The following is a 19,511-nucleotide window of genomic DNA, read 5'->3' as shown; positions in this document are numbered from 1 at the left end:
TCGCTGGAAAGTCTAACGGCTCCGCGCGCTGACACCGGGCGACCCGCAGGGCGATTTACCAGCGAATATGCGTGGATGACGCAGGTTGACACCCATTCGAGTGCGCAGCCTTCACACCTGTCACACCAGCACCGTCGGAGCGGTCGCGCCGCGGCGCCGGTCGCGGCCCGACGGCCTATCGTGGCGGTCATGGATCTCAGGAAACGGATGCCGCTGCTGCGCTGGTCGGTGTGGCGGATGGCCGCCGGGGTCCGCAACATCACCACGACGGGCCAGATCGGCGACGGACGCGAAGCGGCCGCGGTGAAGTACGTCCTGCAGCACGCCCGGCCCGGCGACATCGACGACGTGCTGGCCACCATCGACAAGTTCGCCTACGAGAAATCGATCCTGATCAATGTCGGCGACGAGAAGGGGCTGATCCTCGACGCCGCCGTGCGGCGCGCCAATCCCGCCCTGGCGCTCGAGTTGGGCACCTACTGCGGTTACGGTGCGCTGCGGATCGCCGGGGCCGCCCCCAACGCCAGGGTGTACTCCGTCGAACTGGCCGAGGCCAACGCCGCCAATGCCCGCCGGATCTGGGAACACGCCGGTGTCGCTGACCGGGTGACGTGTGTCGTCGGCACCATCGGTGACGGCGGGCGCACCCTGGACGCGCTGGCGAACGAGCACGGGTTCGCGTCGGGCGCCCTCGATTTCGTGTTCCTCGACCACGACAAGGACGCCTACCTCGACGACCTGAAAAGCATCCTGGATCGGGGCTGGCTGCACCCGGGCGCCATCGTGGTCGCCGACAACGTCAAGCTGCCGGGCGCGCCGAAGTTCCGCCACTACATGCGTGAGCAGCAGGGCACGCGGTGGAACACCGCCGAGCACAAGGCGCATGCCGAATACCAGACACTGATGGCCGACCTGGTGCTGGAGTCCGAATACCTGGGCTAGGGCTACTGCGCGCGGGGGTGCGCCCCGGCCCACACCTCGCGCAGGGCGTGCACGGTCACCAACGTGTAGATCTGCGTCGTCGTGACCGAGGCATGACCGAGCAGCTCCTGCACGACCCGCACGTCGGCGCCGCCCTCCAGCAGATGGGTGGCAAACGAATGCCGCAGCATGTGCGGCGACACCCCGGAGGTGATGCCCGCCCGTTCGGCGGCGTCCTGCAGCACCTGCCACGCGCTCTGCCGGGACAGCCGCCCGCCGCGCACGTTGAGGAAGATCGCCGGGGTGCCGCGGCCCCGTCGCACCAGTTCCGGGCGCCCTCGTACCAGGTAGGCCTCCAGCGCCGCCACGGCCGGACGCCCCACCGGCACCAACCGCTGCTTGCCGCCCTTGCCCTGCAGCAGCACCGACCGGGCCTCGGTGTCGATGTCGTCGACGTCCAGCCCGACCGCTTCGGAGATGCGCGACCCGGTGGAGTACAACAACTCCAGCAGCGCGCGGTTGCGCAGCGTCAGGGGGCCGTCGGCGGGGCTGTCGCCGCCGGCGCCCTCCAACAGCGCCAGCACCTCGTCGACCGTCAGGCTCTTGGGCAGCCGGCGCGACGGTGTCGGCGGCCGCACCGCCTGCGCCACGTTCAGTTCTGCCAGCCCTTCGGCGGCGGCGAACCGGTGCAGGCCGCGCACGGCGATCAGTGCCCGGGCCGCCGACACCGCCGACAGCGCGGCGGTCCCGGCCTCGGGGTCGCCGCGGCGCAACGCCACCAGGAAGTCGCTGACGTCGTTCTCGCCCACCTTCGCCAGGTCGTGAATCCCCCGGTCCGCCAGGTGTTTCGAATAGCGCCGCAGGTCGCGGCGATAGGAGCTGAGCGTGTTCGCCGAAACACCCCGCTCGATCGTCAGGTGGTCGAGGTAGCCCTGCAGTTGCGACTCCAGCGCCACCGTCGCCATCAGGGGTTCCTTCGGGCGGTGAACGCCGTCGGCCTGTCGGTCCAGGGGCTGTCGACCGGACGCGGCTCCGCGAACCCGCCGGACACGGTGTGGGCGGCCAAGAGTCCCGCCACGGCAATGGCATTGACGATTTCGCCGCCGAACACCTTGCGGACGGCGTCGGCGAGGGGGAACCACTCCAACTGCATGTCGGCTTCTTCGTGATGCGCCTCGGGCCGGTCCACCTCGCTCAAGGTGGTGGCGAGGTAGACGCGCACGGATTCGTCGCTGAAGCCGGGAGTGGAATCGAGGTCCACGAGCACGCGCCACGTGTCGGCCCGCAGTCCGGCTTCCTCCTGCAGTTCCCGGGCCGCTGTCAGGTGCGGCGCCTCCCCGTCGACGTCGAGCAATCCGGCGGGCAGCTCCCACAGGCGGCGGCCCAACGCGTGCCGGTACTGGTAGACCAACGCGACGTTGCCGTCGTCGTCCAGCGCCACAACGGCCACCGCGCCGAAGTGTTCGACGACCTCCCTGGTGACGACCTTGTCGCCGGGCATCCGCACCTGGTCGCGTCGCAGCGCGAAAATCTTTCCGGTGTAGAGGGTTTCGGACGACGTTGTCTCGAAGACGTGTTCAGCCACGGGACGCGGGCTCGGGTAGCGACCGCTCGCCGCTGTCTTGGTGATTGCCGTTGGGTGAGTGCTCGGAGATGTCCATCGGCAGCAGTTCACCCGCCTTGTAGTCGATGGCCGCGCCGACGAACGCCGCGAACAGCGGATGCGGCCGGGTCGGCCGGCTCTTCAGTTCGGGGTGGGCCTGGGTGCCGACGAAGAACGGGTGCACCTCCGGCGGATACTCGACGAACTCCACCAGGTGGCCGTCGGGCGAGGTGCCCGAGAACCGCAGACCGCTCTGGGCGATCCGGTCGCGGTAGGCGTTGTTGACCTCGTAGCGATGCCGGTGCCGTTCGGACACCTGCGTGGTGCCGTAGGCCTCGGCCACGATCGAACCCGGTTCCAGCACGGCCGGATACGCACCGAGGCGCATGGTGCCGCCCAGGTCCGCCTCGCCGGCGACGATGTCGAGCTGGTCGGCCATCGTCGAGATCACGGGATCCGGTGTGCCCGGCTCGAATTCGGCGGAGTTGGCCTCGGCGATACCGACCGAGCGCGCGGCTTCGATCACGATGCACTGCAGGCCCAGACACAGCCCGAGCAGCGGCAGGCCGCGAGTGCGGGCATGCCGGATCGCCCCGATCTTGCCCTCGATGCCGCGGATGCCGAATCCGCCGGGGACCAGCACCCCGTCCACGTCGGCCAGCGCGTGCGCGGCGTCGGCGGCGGTCTCGCACTCGTCGGACGCCACCCAGTGCATCTCGACCTTCGCGTGGTGCTTGAACCCGCCGGCGCGCAGCGCCTCGGTCACCGACAGGTACGCGTCGGAAAGTTCGACGTACTTGCCCACCAGTGCGATTCGCACGGTGTCGTGCGGCTCGTGGACCCTGCGCAGCAGATCGTCCCACTCGGTCCAGTCGACATCGCGGAACGGCAGATGGAGTCGGCGCACCACGAACGCGTCGAGTTCCTCGCGGTGCAACACCTTGGGGATGTCGTAGATCGACGGCGCGTCGGGGGTGGAGATCACCCCGTCGATGTCGACGTCGCACATCAGCGCAATCTTGTTCTTCAGCGACTCCGGGACGTCGCGGTCGCAGCGCAGGATCAGCGCGTCGGGGGTGATACCGATGCTGCGCAGCGCGGCCACCGAGTGCTGGGTCGGCTTGGTCTTCAGCTCCCCCGACGGGGCCAGGTAGGGCACCAGGGACACGTGCAGGAAGAACACGTTCTCCCGCCCGAGGTCGTGGCGGACCTGCCGGACGGCCTCCAGGAAGGGCAGCGACTCGATGTCGCCCACCGTGCCGCCGATCTCGGTGATCACGACGTCGGGACGGTGGCCGTCGGCGTCGGGTTCGGCCATCGCCAGGATGCGCCGCTTGATCTCGTCGGTGATGTGCGGGATCACCTGGACGGTGTCGCCGAGGTATTCACCCCGCCGTTCCTTGGCGATCACGGTCGAATAGACCTGCCCCGTAGTGACATTCGCCGACCCGGACAGGTCCCGGTCCAGGAAGCGCTCGTAGTGACCGACGTCGAGGTCGGTTTCAGCGCCGTCCTCGGTGACGAAGACCTCGCCATGCTGGAACGGGTTCATCGTGCCCGGGTCGACGTTGAGGTACGGGTCGAGCTTCTGCATCGTCACATGCAGGCCGCGGGCGGTGAGGAGCTGGCCCAGGCTGCTGGCGGTCAGGCCCTTGCCGAGCGAGGAAACGACGCCACCGCTGACGAAGAGGTGCTTCGTAGCGGTTTGCGGATGCTTACGCAACAGGCGACCTCCGTGAAGACGGGCAGGGCTTGAGTTTTTCTAGCTTCAGCCAGATGGGCCTGCCGACCCACGGAATCCCACCCTAACACCAGGCACGCCCCGGTGCCGCGAACACGCCCGACGCGAGCCGTTTACTGCGGGACGGTGACCGAGGTCGCCCCGTGGCCGATGCCGTACTGCCCGACGTGGCCGCCGTTGATCAGGTCGTGCAGGCCCAGGATCGCGGTGAGCCGGCCGGGCGCGGTGTCGACGTCGTCGACGGTGCTGACCACCGACGACATGCCGGAGTCGGCGCGGGTCACCGCAACCGCGGCGCCGCCCGTGGCCGACCCGTCGCGCCCGGCGAGCAGCGTGCCCGAACCGTGCGGCGCCAGCGCCGCGGAGAACCGCGCCACGCTGACCCCCTGGTTGCCGGCGTCCTGCGGCAGCGCGCCGCCGGTCACCACGAGCGCGGCGTTGGCCGCCCCCAGGTGATCGGCCGGCTGGTAGGTGATGAATCCGGTGTCCCGCAGCGCCGCGAGCACCGTGTCGCGCTCGGGGTCGCCGACGGCGGGCGCGTCGGGGTTGGCGTTGATCAACAGCGCGATGCCCATCAGGTCGCCGGCCTGCGAGCCCTGGTCGACGAGCTTGGTGCTGAGTTGCTGGCCCGCGGGCAGGACCGACGAATTGACCACCGTACGCAGCTTCTCGGCGGAGTTGGCGTCGACGAACTCCTGGGTCAGCGACACCGTCCCGGTGACCGCGCCGCCGGCCTGGCCGACGAACTTCGCGACGGCCGCCACGTCGTCGTCTTTGGCGTCCGGGGTGCGGAACACCATCACCGACTTGCCGCCCAGCGCGTCGTGCACGATGCGCCCGGCCAGTTGGTCGTCGAAAGTGTTTGCCGCGCTGAGCTTTTGGTTCAGCGCATTCTTCTGTTCGTTGAGCCCGCTGATCTGTGTGTACAGATCACGCTTCTCGGCGCGCAGGCTGGACAGCAGGGTGTCCGACAAGAAGCCGGACCCCAGCACCACCCCGACGGCCAGGGCCAGGAAGACCGCGGCCAGCGAGAGCGCGTGTTGGCGTAACGAGATCATCTAGGTCATCCACTTCTGCACCATGAGGGTCAGGTGGTTCCAGTAGTCGGTGATCCAGTGCAGCACCAAGGCGTCGGTGCGCGAGACCCACAGCGCGACGACGACGGCGATCAGCATCGTCAGCGCCAACAGCGCGATGGCGCCGCCGGAGATGTTGTGGCGGTACAGGGTGGCAACGGCTTTGGCGTCCACCACCTTCTCCCCCACCCGCAGCCTGGTCAGGAAGGTCGACGGGTTGCTCTGCGCGCGCGTGCGGTCGAAGAAGGTCTCGATGTTGGCGGTGTGGCCGGCCGTCACCAGCAGCGCGGCACCGTGGTGGTCGGCCAGCAGCAGCGCCAGGTCGACGGCCGAGCCGGCCGCCGGGAACGTCATCGCCCCCACCCCGAGATCCTGGATCCGTGCCAGGCCGGGCGCGTGCCCGTCGGCATCGGCGGGCAGCACGACCTGGGCGCCGCACTTGAGGGCCTCGGTGCTGATGTGGTCGGGGTCGCCGACGATGAGTTGCGGGCGATATCCGGCCTTGCGCAACACATCCGCGCCGCAACCGACACCGATGAGCACCGGTTGGTACTCCTTGATGAACGGCTTGAGCGAGCGCAGGTCGTCTTCGGCGCTGGGCTCGTCGGCGACGATCACGACGTGCCGGCGGCGCAGGTCGACGTCGACGTCGGGGATGCCGATACCGTCGATCAGCAGCGGGCTCTCGCTCTTGATGAACTCGATGGTGTTGCCCGCGAACGCCTCCAGGTGGGCGGCCAGGCCGCTCTTGGCCTCCCGCATCAGGTCGGCGATGTCGTGCTCGGTGCGCTCGGTCCCGCGGACCAGCCGGCGCTCCCCCGCGTACACCCCGCCCTCGTGCAGGCGGATCTTGGCGCCGTCCTTGACCTTCTTGAAGATCTCCGGGCCGGTGTCGTCGATCAGGGTGACCCCGTTGTTGACCAGTACCTCCGGGCCCATGTTCGGGTAGCGTCCCGACACCGAGGGCGACGCGTTGACGACCGCGGCGATGTCGGCTTCCACCAGCGCGTCGGCGGTGATGCGGTCCAGGTCCAGGATGTCGAGCACCACGATGTCGCCGGGACAGACCCGACGCAGCAGGCGGTCGATGTTCCGGTCCACCCGGGCGGTGCCGGTCAGGCCCGGCCGGGACGTGTTACGCGAGAGCAGCCCTGACATCTTCATGGGCCGATTCTGTCGGCGATGCGCCGCCCCGGCGGGGAGGCGCGCCGTAACACCAGCATCATAAGTTATCTAGAGCCACACCTGTCACAGGCTGGTGACAAGTCGGCGTCGAGGCCGTCGCGCGAGGGTGCGCAGTTGTACGCGGTTTGCGGCGTGTCGCTGTACAGACACGCACGCTCGCGGCTACGGGTGGGTGTCGCGCTGGGCGGCGTCGAGCAGCTCGCGGGCGTGGGCGCGGCCGCTGTCGGATTCCCCCAGGCCGGCCAGCATCCGCGCCAGCTCGGCGACCCGCTCGTCGCCGGTGACGCCCCGCACCGAACTCGCGCCCCGGGCGCTGTGCACCACCAGGTGCACGTCCGCGTGCGCGGCGACCTGCGGCAGGTGCGTCACCACGATGACCTGGTGGGTGCGCGCCAGCCGGGCCAGCCGCCGCCCGATCTGCACCGCGGCGCGCCCGCCGACGCCGGCGTCGACCTCGTCGAACACCATCGTCAGGCCCGATGCGGAAGCCGCCAGCACCACCTCCAGCGCCAGCATCACCCGGGACAGTTCGCCGCCGGAGGCGCTCTTGGCCAGCGGCAGCACCGTCATGCCCCGGTGCGCCGCGAAGCCGAACTCGACGGTGTCGACGCCGTCGGCGCCCGCCCTGGCCAGTTCCCCGGAGGGCAGCGCGAGGCCCGCGGCGTCGTCCGGGTCCGCCGCCTCGATGCCGACGTCGATGGTGAACTCCGCGTCGCCCATCGCCAGGCCGGACAGCTCCGCGGTCACCTCCTTGGCCAGCCGCTTGGCCGCCTTGCGCCGACCCTTGCCGAGATCGGCTGCAGCCGCGGATAGTTCGGCTGCCAGCTCGTCGACCCGGGCCGACAGGCCCGCCAGGCCCTCCGGCGAGGTGTCGAGCTGGGCGAGCCGCTCCCGGGCGTCGCGCGCCCAGCGCAGCACGCCGTCGATGTCGGCGGCGTACTTGCGGGTCAACGTGCGCAGCTCGGCCTGGCGGGCGAGCTTGGATTCCAGCGCACTGGCGTCGACGGGCAGCTCGTCCAGGAAGCCGCCGAGCTCGCGGGCCGCCTCGGCGACCAGCGTCAGGGCGTCGCCGACCTGCCCGGCCAGCGCCCGCAGCGTCGCGTCGTCGACCGACTCCAGGGCCGTCCTCGCCCGCCCCAGCCAGTCGGTGGCGCCGGCGCCCTCGGCATCGTCGGTCGCCCCGGCCAGCGCCGCACGCGCACCGGCCGCGGCCTCGCGCAGCGTGTCCAGTTCGGAGAGCCGCACGATGTCGGCGACCAGCGCGTCGTCCTCGCCGGGTTTCGGGTCGACGGCGTCGATCTCGGTGAGCGCGAACCTCAGCCGGTCGGCCTCCTGCGCGAGTTCGCGGGCCCGGTCGCGCCGGTCGGCCAGGTCGCGGCGCGCAGACAGCCAGGCGTCGCGCAGCTTGCGGTAGCGCTCGCACGCGGGGGCGGTGCCCGCGAAGCGGTCCAGCGCGGCGCGCTGCTCCTCGGGGCGCATCAGGCGCAGCTGGTCGTTCTGCCCGTGCAGGGTCAACAGCTCGGCGGTGAAACCGCTCAGCGACTTGGCCGGCACGCTGCGACCGCCCAGGTAGGCCCGCGAGGGCCCCTCCCGGCTGACCGAGCGCAGCGCGATGACGCTGCCGTCCTCGTCGCGCTCCGACCCCGACGCGTCCAGCATCCCGTCCAGGCGCGCGCTCACCGCGTCATCGAGATCGGTTGTGGTGAAACGGCCTTCGACGACGGCGCGGTCGGCCCCGGACCGCACCCGGGTCGGGTCGGCGCGGGCACCGCCCAGCAGGTGCAGGCCGGTGACCACCATCGTCTTGCCGGTGCCGGTCTCGCCGGTGAGCACCGTGAGGCCGCGGCCGAACTCGGCGGTCGCCACGCTGATGGCGCCCAGCGACTCGATCCGAATCTCGGTGAGCACCCGCGGTTACTTTCCGCGCCACCCGGTCACCGGCAACCGGAACTTGCGCACCAGCCGGTCGGTGAACGGCGCGCTGTCCAGGCGCGCCCACTTCACCGGGGTGCCGCAGCGCGCGACCTCGAGCCTGCTGCCGGCGGGCACCGGCATCTCGCGGCGCCCGTCGCAGAACACCAGGGCGTCGTGACCGTCCCCTTCGATCTCGATGGCGACGGTGGCATCGGGACTGATGACCATGGGCCGGGCGAACAACGCGTGAGCGTTGTTGGGCACCACCAGGATCGCCTCGAGATCCGGCCACAGCACCGGGCCGCCGGCGGAGAACGCGTAGGCGGTCGACCCGGTCGGCGTCGACACCAGCACCCCGTCGCAGCCGAAAGCCGACACCGGGCGTCCCTCGATCTCGACGACCACCCCGAGCACACCCAGCCGCGGACCGCGTTCCAGGCTCATCTCGTTTAGCGCCCACTCCCGCCGGATGACCCGGCCGCCGTGAGCCACGACGACGTCGAGGGTCAGGCGTTCCTCCACCCGATAGTTGCGGGTGACGACGCGGTCCAGCACGCGATCGATGGCCTCGGCCTCCGCTTCGGCCAGGAATCCGATCCTGCCCAGGTTGACCCCCAGCACCGGAACCCCGGCGTTTTTCGCCAGCTCGGCCGCCCGCAGGAAGGTGCCGTCACCCCCGAGCACCAGCACCAGCTCGCAACCCTCGGCCGCATGCGGGTCGGCCTCGACCACCTCGATGTCGACGCCCATCGCCCGCATCTCGCCGGGCGCCAGGTGCAGCGATCCCCTGTCGACGGCCTCGGTGGAGAGCAAGCGCAGCCTGATACCGTTGTCGGCCAAGACTTTTACTATCCGCCGCGCGGTCTCGGTGGCCTCCTCGCGGCCGGTGTGCACGACGAGCAGGACGGTCCGTTCGGACGTCATCGCGGGCCCTCCGTCACGGCGCGGCGCACCGCGTCCCCCAACTCGTCCCCGGTCAGCGCGCGCTCGGTCTCGGCGCGCAGCCACAGAAAGTATTCGACGTTGCCCGAGGGGCCCGGTAGCGGGCTGGCGGCGACGCCGACCGTGTGCCATCCCAGCTCCCCGGCCCGCCGCGCCACGGCCAGCACCGAGTCGGCGCGCAAACCGGGATCCTGCACCACCCCGCCGGCACCCACCAGGCCCTTCCCCACCTCAAACTGCGGCTTCACCATGGGAACGATATCCGCGCCGCCCCGCGCGCACCGAACCAGCGCGGGCAACACGGTGGCCAGCGAGATGAACGACAGGTCGGCCACCACCACGTCGACCGGACCGCCGATCGCATCCGGTGTCAGGTCGCGGACGTTGGTCCGCTCGACGACGACCACCCGCGGATCGCTGCGCAGCGACCAGGCCAGCTGCCCGTATCCCACGTCGGCGGCGACCACCTCGGCGGCCCCGCGGTCCAACAGCACCTCGGTGAACCCGCCCGTCGACGCCCCGGCGTCCAGGCAGCGGCGGCCCGCCACGGAGATGTCGAACGCGTCGAGCGCGCCGATGAGCTTGTGCGCCCCGCGGGACACCCAACCGCGTTCGCCGTCGGCGACGGTCAGCCTGGCGGTGACGGCGACGGCGGTACCCGGCTTGCGCGCGGGCAGCCCGTCGATGCTGACCTTCCCGGCGCCGATCAACTCCGCGGCCTGCTGACGCGACCGGGCGAGGCCGCGCCGAACCAGTTCGGCGTCAACGCGGGCACGTCGCGCCACCGCACTAGCCCTTCTCCGCCGACTCCAGCGCGGCCAGCAGCACGTCGTGCGCCTCGGAAAGGCGGCGGGCTATGTCTTCCAGCTCGGCGAGCGAGGGCCCGCCCTCGGCGGTCTCGGACGCCCCGGGGTCGGGCAGCCGGGCGAGCAGGGTGTCGATTTCGGCGCGGATCTGGTCAGGGTCGATATCCATCGCGTCCCTACGCTAGTCATCCATCACTCGGAGTGCAGCAACGACCAGCGCTGCAGGGCGTCGCGGGCCCGGTCGTCGCCGGCCCGGATCCGCGCCGCGGCGGCCGGAGCGCTCCACACCGCGCCGGCGACCGCGCGCACGACCGCCAGCCCGTCCCGGTCGGCGTCGCCGCCGCCGTCGGCGCTCACGGTCACCGCCGCGTCGGTGACCTCCACGCGCCAGCCGGGTTGCGGGCCCACCGCCAGCTCCTCGCCGCTGCGGTGCAGCGAGCGCAGGTCGTGGCCGATGTAGGTGGGCCGGTGGACGGGTTCGGCGAAGACCGCGTCCCGCGCGGTGTTGACCCCGCAGAGCACCATCAGGCTGGGCAACCCGGCGGCGTTGGCGCCCTCGATGTCGGTGTCCAGCCGGTCCCCGACCACCAGCGGCGCGCGAAAGTCACCCCGGGCCGCGGCGTCGGTCAACAGCCGCGGCGCCGGTTTGCCGGCGACCTGCGGGTCGGCGCCGGTGGCCGTCCGCAGCGCCGCGACGATGGACCCGTTGCCGGGCAGCAGCCCCCGTTCGGTGGGCAGCGTGGGATCGACGTTGGCCGCCACCCACAACGCGCCGGCCCGGATCGCCTGGGCGGCCTCGGCCAGTTCCGGCCAGCCGACGGTCATGGACAGTCCCTGCACGACGGCGAACGGGTGATCGTCGTAGCGGCGCACCGGGCGCAGCCCGACCGCGGCGACCTCGCCGGCCAGCGCGTCGGTGCCCACGATCAGCACCGGGGAGCCCGGCGGCAGCTGGTCGGCCAGCAGCCGCGCGGCGCTCTGGGCGCTGGTGGCCACGTCGCCGGGGGTGGCGGTGAAGCCGAGGTCGGCCAGATGGGCCGCGACCTCCTCGGCGCTGCGGGAGGCGTTGTTGGTGACGAAGAACGTGCGGCTGCGCACCTCGGCCAGCGCCTGAACCGCGCCCTCGGTGGGGCTGCGGCCGCGGAACGCCGTCCCGTCCAGATCGATGAGCAGGCAGTCGTATTCCTGCGCGAGGGTCGTCATGCTCAGGCGAGCTCGCCGACCCGGTCCTCGGCGTCGGTGACGCCTTCGACGTCCGCACCCGCGGAACGCAGGAACCATTGCAGCGCCTCGTCCCTGCGCCCCAGCGCGAGCAGCGTGTCGGCGTAGGCGTAGAACAACCGCGCCGCCGTCGGGCCTTTGCGGCCCGGATCCAGCTGCGGTGTGGACAGGACGGTCAGCGCCTGCTCGAGCTGGCCGAGATCGGCGCGCGCGCCGGCGGCGACGATGCGCAACTCGTCGGCGTCGTCGCCGCTCAGCGCGGCGGCCTCCGGTCCGCGGGCCAGCTCGATCGCCCGCTCCGGGCGGCCCAGCCCGCGTTCGCAATCGGCCATCAGCGCCAGCAACGACGATTTGCTGCCCATCCGGCGCGCGGCGCGCAGCTCCGACAGCGCCCGGGCCCAGTCACCGCAGTGATAGGCGGCGATGCCGACGGCCTCGCGGACCGCGGCGATCCTGCTGGAGCGGGCCCGGGCCGCGCGCGCGTGACCGAGCGCCGCTTCGGGGTCCTCGTCGAGCAGCGCGCCGGCGGCGACCAGGTGGCGCGCCACCGCGTCGGCGGTGGCGCGGTCCAGGGTGCTCAGCTCGCGGCGGATCGCGGGGTCCAGCTGCCGGGCGTCCACGTCGGACGGGATGGCGGGCGCGTCGTGCGGCGCGCGCTCGCCGTGGGAGCTGCGGCCGTCGCCGTTCTTCGGCGGGGCGGTGCGGGCCCGGCCGGGCCCCGACCAGCCCCCCGACGCCGGGCGCGCACGGCGCTCCCTGCCGGGTTTCTGCCTGTCGTCGACCACGCTGCTGAGGATACGGGGCCGCCCGGACCCGGCTAGGACTGCAGGCGGTTGGGTAGCAGCGGCGCCATCATCGCCGGGCAGTACGTCGCGACCGCGACGATCGCGAACTTGCCCGCGACGACGTAGGGCATGCCGGTGTTGGCGGCCATCCTGTCCACGACGGAGTCGAACGACCCGCCCGGGGAGAACAGCGACGGGCACACCGACTGCCCCAGCGCCAGCGTGGTGGCGGGCTGGGAGTAGGTGATGCCGGCGTTGGTCAGGGCCGACAGGAAGGCGTTACCGAGCATGTCCGCGCGGATGGGCGCCGCCACCGCTCCGGCCAGGGCGACCAGCGCCGTGGTCAACCCCAGGAACCGCACCAGGGTCAGTTGCGCATGCGTCGCCCAAGTCATCGTGACAACACTGGCCAACGGGGATCACAGCCGTGGCACGGTGAGGTAAAGGTTTGCGCACTGACGCGTTTTGCGGTCGCGGATCGTTCCGGCCGCGTTCTAGATCTTCTGCACCCCGGCGACGTTGCGTTTGCCGCGGCGCAGCACCAGCCAGCGGCCGTGCAGGAAATCGGAGCTCTGCGGCGCCCACTCCTCGGTCTCGATCCGCGTGTTGTTGACCGAGACGCCGCCCTCGCCGATCGTGCGGCGGGCGGCCTTCCGGCTCTCGGACAGGCCGCTGGCCACCAACAGGTCGACGATGCCGTCGGGGCCGCCGGGCTCGAGCTCGGCCACCGACGTCTCACGCAAGGCCGCCGCCAGCGTCGCCTCGTCCAGGCGCTCGAGTTCACCCTGCCCGAACAGCGCGCGGCTGGCGTGTTCGACGGCCTCGGTGGCCGCCTCGCCGTGCACCAGCACGGTCAGCTCGCGGGCCAGCCGCCGTTGGGCGGCGCGTTGCTGGGGGCGTTCGGCGGTGGCCTGTTCCAGCTCGGCCAGCTCGTCGGCGGTCAGGAAGGTGAACCAGCGCAGGTAGCGGATCACGTCGGCGTCGGCGGTGTTGAAGAAGTACTGGTACCACGCGTAGGGAGAGGTCATCTCCGGGTCCAGCCACAGGCTGCCGCCGCCGGTGGACTTGCCGAACTTGGTGCCGTCGGCCGCGGTCACCAGGGGGACCGTCAGCGCGTGCACGGACGCGCCCAGCTTCTGGCGGACCAGTCTCACCCCGGCGATGATGTTGCCCCACTGGTCGGAGCCGCCGATCTGCAGCGCGCAGCCGTACCGGCAATGCAACTCGACGTAGTCGTTGGCCTGCAACAGCATGTAGCTGAACTCGGTGTAGGAGATGCCCTCGCCCTCCAGGCGCCGCCGGACGGTGTCGCGATCCAGCATCACGTTGACCGAGAAGTGCTTGCCGAGGTCGCGCAGGAACTCGATCGCCGACAGTCGGCTCGTCCAGTCCAGGTTGTTGACGACGATCGCGCCGGTGGGCGACGTGTCGAAGTCGACGAAGCGCTCCAGCTGGCCACCGATGCGCTCGGTCCACTGCGCGACGGTGTCGGCCTCGTTGAGGGTGCGCTCGCCGATCTCGCGCGGGTCGCCGATCATGCCGGTGGCGCCGCCGGCCAGCACGATCGGCCGGTGACCCGCCCGCTGGAACCGGCGCAGCGCCAGCAGCGGCACCAGGTGCCCGGCGTGCAGGCTGGGCGCGGTCGGGTCGAAGCCCGCGTACACCGTCATCGGGCCGCGCTCCGCTTCGGCGGCCAGCGCATCGAGGTCGGTGGACTGCGCGATCAGCCCGCGCCAACCCAGCTCGTCGAGGATCATGGCGTCGATTTTTCCAGTGCGCCTCGGGCTAGTCGCTGGCGCCCGGCGCCGGCGCCCGGGGGCTGCGGCGGTAGGCCGACACCTCCGGCCGGTCGGCGAGCCACAGGCGCCACGGCCGGTCGGCGGCCTGGCTGATCCCCACGCGCGGTCCCGCGACCGCGGCGTCCGGCTGCCCGTTGAGCGTGAGGTGCACCGGGGCGTCCGGGTCGAACACGTCGATCCCGTTGTCGGCCATGGTGATTCCCAGCGCCGAACACAGATTGCCCGGGCCGCGCGCCAGCGCGGCCTCGCGCACCGACTCGCCCCGCCGGGACCGGGCGACGGGCAGGCCGTCCTCGATCGCGGCGGCCCGCAGCAGGACCGCCGCCGCGGTGCCGTCGGGCCCGCACGAGACGTTGGCGCAGACGTGGATCCCGTGGCTGCGGTAGGTGTAGAGCCGCCCGGGGTGACCGAACATCACGGCGTTGCGGGCGCTGAGCCCGCGGTAGGAGTGGGCGGCGGCGTCCGGCCAGGGGCCGTCGGGAACTCCCCCGTAGGCCTCGACCTCGACGACGGTGGCGCGCACGCCACGGCAGACGAGGGTGGCGCCGAGCAGCCGGTGCGCGGCCTCGACCGGGTCGACCAACAGCCGGCGTGCAGCCACCCGTCGAACCTACCGGGACCGCGAACATGGCAGGATCCCGGTGTCGCGAGGACGTCAGGGGCGGAAGAAGGAGCCCAGAGCAATGCAAGCGATCGACCCTGCCGCCACGGCGTGGCTCCTGGCCAGCACCGCCCTGGTCCTGCTGATGACCCCGGGGCTGGCCATCTTCTACGGCGGCATGGTCCGCACGACCGGGGTGCTCAACATGATCATGATGAGCTTCATCGCCATACCGCTGGTCACGGTGGCATGGCTGCTGGTCGGCTATACGATCGCGTTCTCCGACGACGCGGCGGGCGGGCTCGTCGGCAACCTCAGACACGTCGGCCTGCTCGGCATCACCCCCGGCACCGCCCACGGCGCGGTGCCCGAGTTGCTGTTCGCCACGTTCCAGTTGACGTTCGCGATCATCACCGCGGCCCTGGTCAGCGGCGCGATCGCCGACCGCGCCAAGTTCGCCGCGTGGATGGTGTTCGTCCCGGTGTGGACGGTCGTGGTGTATTCGGTTGTCGCCCACTGGGTGTGGGGACCCGGCGGCTGGCTGGCCAAGCTGGGGGTGCTCGACTACGCGGGCGGTCTCGTCGTCGAGATCGTCTCGGGTTCCTCCGCCCTGGCCCTGGCGCTGGCGCTGGGGCCCCGCATCGGCTTCAAGAAGGACGCCATGCGGCCGCACAACCTGCCCCTGGTCATGCTCGGCGTCGGGCTGCTCTGGTTCGGCTGGTTCGGCTTCAACGCCGGGTCGGCGCTGGCCGCCAACGGGACCGCCGCGGCCATCTTCCTCAACACGCTCGTCGCCGGCTGCCTGGGCATGCTCGGCTGGCTCTCGGTCGAACAGTTCCGGGACGGCAGGCCCACGACGTTCGGTGCGGCGTCCGGGGTGGTCGCGGGCCTGGTGGCCATCACGCCGTCGTGCGGGACCGTCGACACGCTCGGCGCGGCGGTCGTCGGGCTCCTGGCCGGTTTCGTGTGCTCCTTCGCGGTGGGCGCCAAATTCCGCTTCTCCTACGACGATTCGCTCGACGTGGTCGGGGTGCACTTCGTCGGCGGTGTCGTCGGCGTGTCGCTGATCGGGTTGCTCGCCACGGCGGTCATGACGTCGGGCCCGCGGGGCCTGTTCTACGGGGGCGGCTTCGCCCAGCTGGGCAAGCAGTCGCTGGCGATCGTGGTGGTCGCGGTCTATGCGTTCGTCGTGTCGTTCGTGCTGGCCAAGTTGATCGATCGCGTGCTGGGCTTCCGGCTCAGCGCGGAGGACGAGACCACCGGTGTCGATCTCACCCAGCACGCCGAAACCGCCTACGCCGAGGGCGTGCACGGGCACCTGCCGTTGCGCCGCCCCGGGTTGCCGGGAAGCTGAGCCCGCTTCGCCACCCTTGACATCCCCGCACCCTCGGCGGATATTCATCGGGTGATGAGTTCATCGCGTGATGAATTATTGCGCGACGGCGCGGAACCGGCCGTCACTATCGAGCACCTGCACGTGGTCCGCGGCAAGATGCCTGCCGTGCAAGATCTTTCGGTGCGCATAGCGCGCGGCACGATCACCGGGCTGCTCGGCCCGTCCGGATCCGGCAAGACCACGCTGATGCGCTGCATCGTCGGCACGCAGATCGTCACCGGGGGCTCGGTGACGGTCCTCGGCCACCCCGCCGGCACCCGGTGGCTGCGGCACCGGGTCGGCTACATGCCGCAGGATCCGACGATCTACGGCGACCTGCGGGTGATCGACAACGTCCGTTACTTCGCCGGCCTCTGCGGGGCCGACCGGCAGGCCGCCGACGAGATCGTCGAGGCGGTGGACCTGCGCACCCACCGCGCCACCCGCTGCGCCAACCTCTCCGGCGGGCAGCGCACCCGGGTGTCGCTGGCCTGCGCGCTGGTCGGCCGGCCCGACCTGCTGGTGCTCGACGAGCCGACGATCGGGCTGGACCCGGTGCTGCGCGTGGAGCTGTGGGGCCAGTTCGACGCGCTGGCGCGGCGCGGCACCACGCTGCTGGTGTCCAGCCACGTGATGGACGAGGCCGACCGCTGCGGCGACCTGCTGCTGATGCGCGAGGGCCGGCTGCTGGCCCACACCACGCCGGACCGCCTGCGAAAGGAGACCGGATGTACGTCGCTGGAGGAAGCGTTCCTGTCCATCATCCGGCACACCACCATGCCCGCAGCCGGCTGACGCTGCGGAACTACGCGGCCACGACCGCCCGGATCCTGCGCCAGCTGGCCGCCGACCGCCGCAGCGTCGCGCTGATTCTGGTGGTGCCGATCCTGGTCATCACGCTGATGTACTACATGTTCGAAAACGTGCCGCACCGGCCTGGCACGCCTTCGCCGTTCAACACCGCCTGCCTGATCCTGCTCGGGCTGTTCCCGTTCTTCGTGATGTTCATCATCACCGCGATCACCATGCAGCGAGAGCGTGGTTCCGGGACCCTCGAACGCATCCTGACCACCCCGCTGCGCCGGCTCGATCTGCTCGCCGCCTACGGGACCGCCTTCTCGATCGCAGCGGCAGCGCAGGCCACCCTCGCCTGCGTCGTGGCGTTCTGGCTGCTCGGCTTCCAGACCGCGGGCAGCCCCGTGTGGGTGTTCGCGATCTCGATCGTCAACGCCGTGCTGGGAGTCGGGCTGGGCCTGCTGTGTAGTGCGTTCGCGCGCACCGAATTCCAGGCCGTGCAGTTCATCCCGCTGGTGATCGTGCCGCAGCTGCTGCTGGCCGGCATCATCGTCCCCCGGGCGTTGATGGCGCACTGGTTGCAGTGGGTGGCCGACGTGCTGCCGGCCAGCTACGCCCTGGAGGCCCTTCAGCAGGTGGATGCGCATCCCGGGCTGACCGGTGTCGCGCTGCGCGACATCGTCGTCGTGCTGGGCTACGCGGTGGCGGCGCTGGGTCTGGCGGCGGCGACGCTGCGGCGGCGGACGTCGTAGCGTGCCGGCGCGCCGCGGGTCGCCACGGAGGGGCCTAGGTGGCTGGTGTTTTTCGCGTGGCGTTGACCGGGTAATCGGGTGCGGTCGGCGAGAATGGTTGGGTGAGTTTGGGTTTGACGCCGAAACAGGCGGATTTGTGGCGGTCGACGGTGGATTTCTGCGAGGGCCGGGTGGCGCCGGACTCGATTTACAGCGTGCTGCACCGGGAGTGCTTCAACTTGTTCGGCGATGAAATGTTCGCCGACTTGTTCACCGATGTCGGCCGGCGCAGCGTGCCGCCGATGATTGTGGCGGTGGTGATGGTGTTGCAGCGCATCGAGGGGCTTTCGGATCGGGAGGCGGTGGATCGGTTCGCGTTCGACGCGCGGTGGAAGTATGCCGCGGGCGGGCTGGACTTCGATTATCCGGGGTTTGTGCACACCGTGTTGGTGGACATGCGCGCGAGGCTGGCCCGCTCGGATCGCCCGGACCGGATCTTTGAGGTCACCCTGCAAGCGGCCAAGGCGGCCGGGCTGGTGGGCCGTAAGCGGGTGCTGGACTCGACCCCGCTGTATGACGCGGTGGCCACCATGGACACGGTCACATTGATCCGCTCGGCGATCCGGGGACTGCTGGCGGTCGCCGGCGCGGAGCTGCAACCCGCGCTGCGGGCGCGGCTGTCCCGCGACGACGACTACGTCAGCGCCGGCAAACCGGTGTGTGACTACGACGACGTGGCGGCGCGCGAGGCGCTGGTGGACGCGCTGGCCCGCGACGCGTCTGCGCTGCTGGCCTGCCTGGATGAGCAGGCGCTGAAGCCCGAGGTGGACAAGGCGGCCAAACTGTTGGCCACCGTGGTCGGCCAGGACCTCGACCAAGACGCCGCCGACGGGATATTCCGCATCGCGCGCCGTGTGGCCGCCGATCGGGTGATCTCCACGGTGGACCCGCAGGCACGCCACGGCCACAAGACCTCCGCGCGGGGTTTCGACGGATACAAGGGTCACATCGCGATCGACCCCGACGCCGAGATCATCACCGCCACCGAAGTCACCGCCGGCAACGCCGGCGACGCCCAACCCGCCACCGACCTGCTGGCCGGCGACCTACCCACTCCGGTGACCAGCGACACCAACACCGCCGACGGAGATTGCGTTGATCCTCAGGACGACTCGAGCCTCGGTGCAAGTGCTGGCACGACGACCGCGGCCGGCGCGGTCGGTGATGGTGATGGCGACGGGAGCGCCCCCAGCGTGTGCGGAGCCCAAGACCAGCGATGCCCGGCGGTTTACGGCGACGCCGCCTACGGTGCGGGCAAACTGCTGGCCGTGTTGGAAACCGCGGGCGCGGAAATCTTCACCAAGGTGCAGCCACCGACCGCGCCGGGTGGCCGCTACGCCAAGGACCGCTTCGTCATCGACCTCGACGTCGGCACGGTCACCTGCCCGGGCGCGGTGACCGTGCCGATCCGCCCGGCCAAGGGCGGCGGCGGCAACGCGGTGTTCGGCCCGGCTTGCGCCTGCTGCCCACTGGCCGAGCAGTGCACCAGCTCAACCGCCGGGCGCACCATCGCGATCAGCCGCTACGAGGCCGAACTCACCCGTGCTCGCACCACCCAAGCAGATCCGGGCTGGGTCGCCGACTACAAGGCCACCCGGCCGAAAGTGGAACGCAAGATCGGCCACCTGATGCGCCGCCGCCACGGCGGCCGCCGTGCGCGCGTGCGCGGCACCACCAAGGTCGCCGCCGATTTCTCCCTGCTGGCCGCCGCGATCAACCTCGCACGCCTGGGTGTGCTCGGATTACACCGGGAAGGCGCAAACTGGGCCGCCGCCACGACCTGAGGCCGGTCGGCGATGCCAACCGGCCCACCAGGACCGCCTGTAGACCAGCCAAGCAACGGAATCGCCAATCCCGACAACCGAATTCACCCGAGCTAGGAACCGCTCACGACCACACGAGCATCGCCCAATAGCCCGACCGGTCAACCAGCGCCCCCACAATGGCCGTTCGACA

At 71.1% G+C, this 19,511-nt stretch carries 19 protein-coding genes; 5 read left to right on the top strand and 14 right to left on the bottom strand.

The window, feature by feature from the left end:
• The first annotated feature begins 189 nt into the window (after nt 1-189).
• The gene (locus tag ACJ512_RS13285) at nt 190-942 is read left to right on the top strand and encodes an O-methyltransferase (protein ID WP_407686471.1); all 753 of its coding nucleotides are present in this window, start codon (nt 190-192) and stop codon (nt 940-942) included.
• Nucleotides 943-944: 2 nt separating this feature from the next.
• Here the strand turns inward: ACJ512_RS13285 and xerD are convergent, their stop codons facing one another.
• The 14 genes from xerD to ACJ512_RS13215 form a co-directional block, all read right to left on the bottom strand.
• The gene (gene xerD / locus ACJ512_RS13280) at nt 945-1,886 is read right to left on the bottom strand and encodes a site-specific tyrosine recombinase XerD (protein ID WP_407686472.1); all 942 of its coding nucleotides are present in this window, start codon (nt 1,884-1,886) and stop codon (nt 945-947) included.
• On the bottom strand, nt 1,886-2,506 hold the full coding sequence (locus tag ACJ512_RS13275; protein ID WP_407686473.1) for an NUDIX domain-containing protein: 621 nt from the start codon (nt 2,504-2,506) through the stop codon (nt 1,886-1,888). Before ACJ512_RS13275 ends, xerD begins: the two co-directional genes overlap by 1 nt.
• The gene (locus tag ACJ512_RS13270) at nt 2,499-4,247 is read right to left on the bottom strand and encodes a CTP synthase (protein ID WP_407686474.1); all 1,749 of its coding nucleotides are present in this window, start codon (nt 4,245-4,247) and stop codon (nt 2,499-2,501) included. Before ACJ512_RS13270 ends, ACJ512_RS13275 begins: the two co-directional genes overlap by 8 nt.
• 131 nt (nt 4,248-4,378) lie before the next feature.
• Nucleotides 4,379-5,323 carry a copper transporter gene (locus ACJ512_RS13265; RefSeq protein ID WP_407686475.1) on the bottom strand — a complete coding sequence of 315 codons (945 nt, stop codon included), beginning with the start codon at nt 5,321-5,323 and terminating at the stop codon, nt 4,379-4,381.
• The gene (steA, locus tag ACJ512_RS13260) at nt 5,324-6,505 is read right to left on the bottom strand and encodes a putative cytokinetic ring protein SteA (RefSeq protein WP_407686476.1); all 1,182 of its coding nucleotides are present in this window, start codon (nt 6,503-6,505) and stop codon (nt 5,324-5,326) included.
• 183 nt (nt 6,506-6,688) lie between these two features.
• Nucleotides 6,689-8,434: a DNA repair protein RecN gene (gene recN / locus ACJ512_RS13255; RefSeq protein ID WP_407686477.1), complete on the bottom strand. Its 1,746-nt coding sequence runs from the start codon at nt 8,432-8,434 to the stop codon at nt 6,689-6,691.
• 6 nt (nt 8,435-8,440) lie between these two features.
• A complete protein-coding gene (locus ACJ512_RS13250) occupies nt 8,441-9,364 on the bottom strand; it encodes an NAD kinase (protein ID WP_407686478.1) in 924 nt (307 codons plus the stop codon).
• Nucleotides 9,361-10,167: a TlyA family RNA methyltransferase gene (locus ACJ512_RS13245; protein WP_407686479.1), complete on the bottom strand. Its 807-nt coding sequence runs from the start codon at nt 10,165-10,167 to the stop codon at nt 9,361-9,363. Before ACJ512_RS13245 ends, ACJ512_RS13250 begins: the two co-directional genes overlap by 4 nt.
• Nucleotides 10,168-10,171: 4 nt before the next feature.
• On the bottom strand, nt 10,172-10,357 hold the full coding sequence (locus tag ACJ512_RS13240) for a hypothetical protein (RefSeq protein WP_407686480.1): 186 nt from the start codon (nt 10,355-10,357) through the stop codon (nt 10,172-10,174).
• A gap of 23 nt (nt 10,358-10,380) precedes the next feature.
• Nucleotides 10,381-11,391: an HAD-IIA family hydrolase gene (locus ACJ512_RS13235; RefSeq protein WP_407686481.1), complete on the bottom strand. Its 1,011-nt coding sequence runs from the start codon at nt 11,389-11,391 to the stop codon at nt 10,381-10,383.
• Between the two features lie 2 nt (nt 11,392-11,393).
• Complete coding sequence (locus ACJ512_RS13230) at nt 11,394-12,194, bottom strand: tetratricopeptide repeat protein (protein ID WP_407686482.1); 801 nt, start codon at nt 12,192-12,194, stop codon at nt 11,394-11,396.
• A 32-nt stretch (nt 12,195-12,226) separates the two neighbouring features.
• The gene (locus tag ACJ512_RS13225) at nt 12,227-12,589 is read right to left on the bottom strand and encodes a DUF732 domain-containing protein (RefSeq protein ID WP_407686483.1); all 363 of its coding nucleotides are present in this window, start codon (nt 12,587-12,589) and stop codon (nt 12,227-12,229) included.
• Nucleotides 12,590-12,688: 99 nt separating this feature from the next.
• Nucleotides 12,689-13,960, bottom strand: a complete 1,272-nt coding sequence (gene tyrS / locus ACJ512_RS13220; protein WP_407686489.1) for a tyrosine--tRNA ligase — start codon at nt 13,958-13,960, stop codon at nt 12,689-12,691.
• A 19-nt stretch (nt 13,961-13,979) separates the two neighbouring features.
• A complete protein-coding gene (locus ACJ512_RS13215; protein ID WP_407686484.1) occupies nt 13,980-14,594 on the bottom strand; it encodes a DNA-3-methyladenine glycosylase in 615 nt (204 codons plus the stop codon).
• A gap of 82 nt (nt 14,595-14,676) precedes the next feature.
• On the opposite strand from ACJ512_RS13215, the gene ACJ512_RS13210 reads away from it, so the two are divergent.
• The 4 genes from ACJ512_RS13210 (at nt 14,677) to ACJ512_RS13195 (ending at nt 19,339) form a co-directional block, all read left to right on the top strand.
• Nucleotides 14,677-15,948 (top strand): ammonium transporter, encoded by a 1,272-nt coding sequence (locus ACJ512_RS13210; RefSeq protein ID WP_407686485.1) that lies wholly within the window; start codon nt 14,677-14,679, stop codon nt 15,946-15,948.
• A 51-nt stretch (nt 15,949-15,999) separates the two neighbouring features.
• A complete protein-coding gene (locus tag ACJ512_RS13205; RefSeq protein WP_407686486.1) occupies nt 16,000-16,764 on the top strand; it encodes an ABC transporter ATP-binding protein in 765 nt (254 codons plus the stop codon).
• Nucleotides 16,765-16,766: 2 nt separating this feature from the next.
• Nucleotides 16,767-17,516, top strand: a complete 750-nt coding sequence (locus ACJ512_RS13200) for an ABC transporter permease (protein ID WP_407686490.1) — start codon at nt 16,767-16,769, stop codon at nt 17,514-17,516.
• A 101-nt stretch (nt 17,517-17,617) separates the two neighbouring features.
• Nucleotides 17,618-19,339, top strand: coding sequence for a transposase (locus ACJ512_RS13195; protein ID WP_461479751.1), 1,722 nt, complete (start codon nt 17,618-17,620; stop codon nt 19,337-19,339).
• Nucleotides 19,340-19,511 lie beyond the last annotated feature (172 nt).

Source organism: Mycobacterium cajalii (genome assembly GCF_045809005.2).
Lineage (GTDB): Bacteria > Actinomycetota > Actinomycetes > Mycobacteriales > Mycobacteriaceae > Mycobacterium.
Note: the sequence above shows the minus strand (reverse complement) of the source record. Positions and strands in the feature narration are given on the sequence as shown.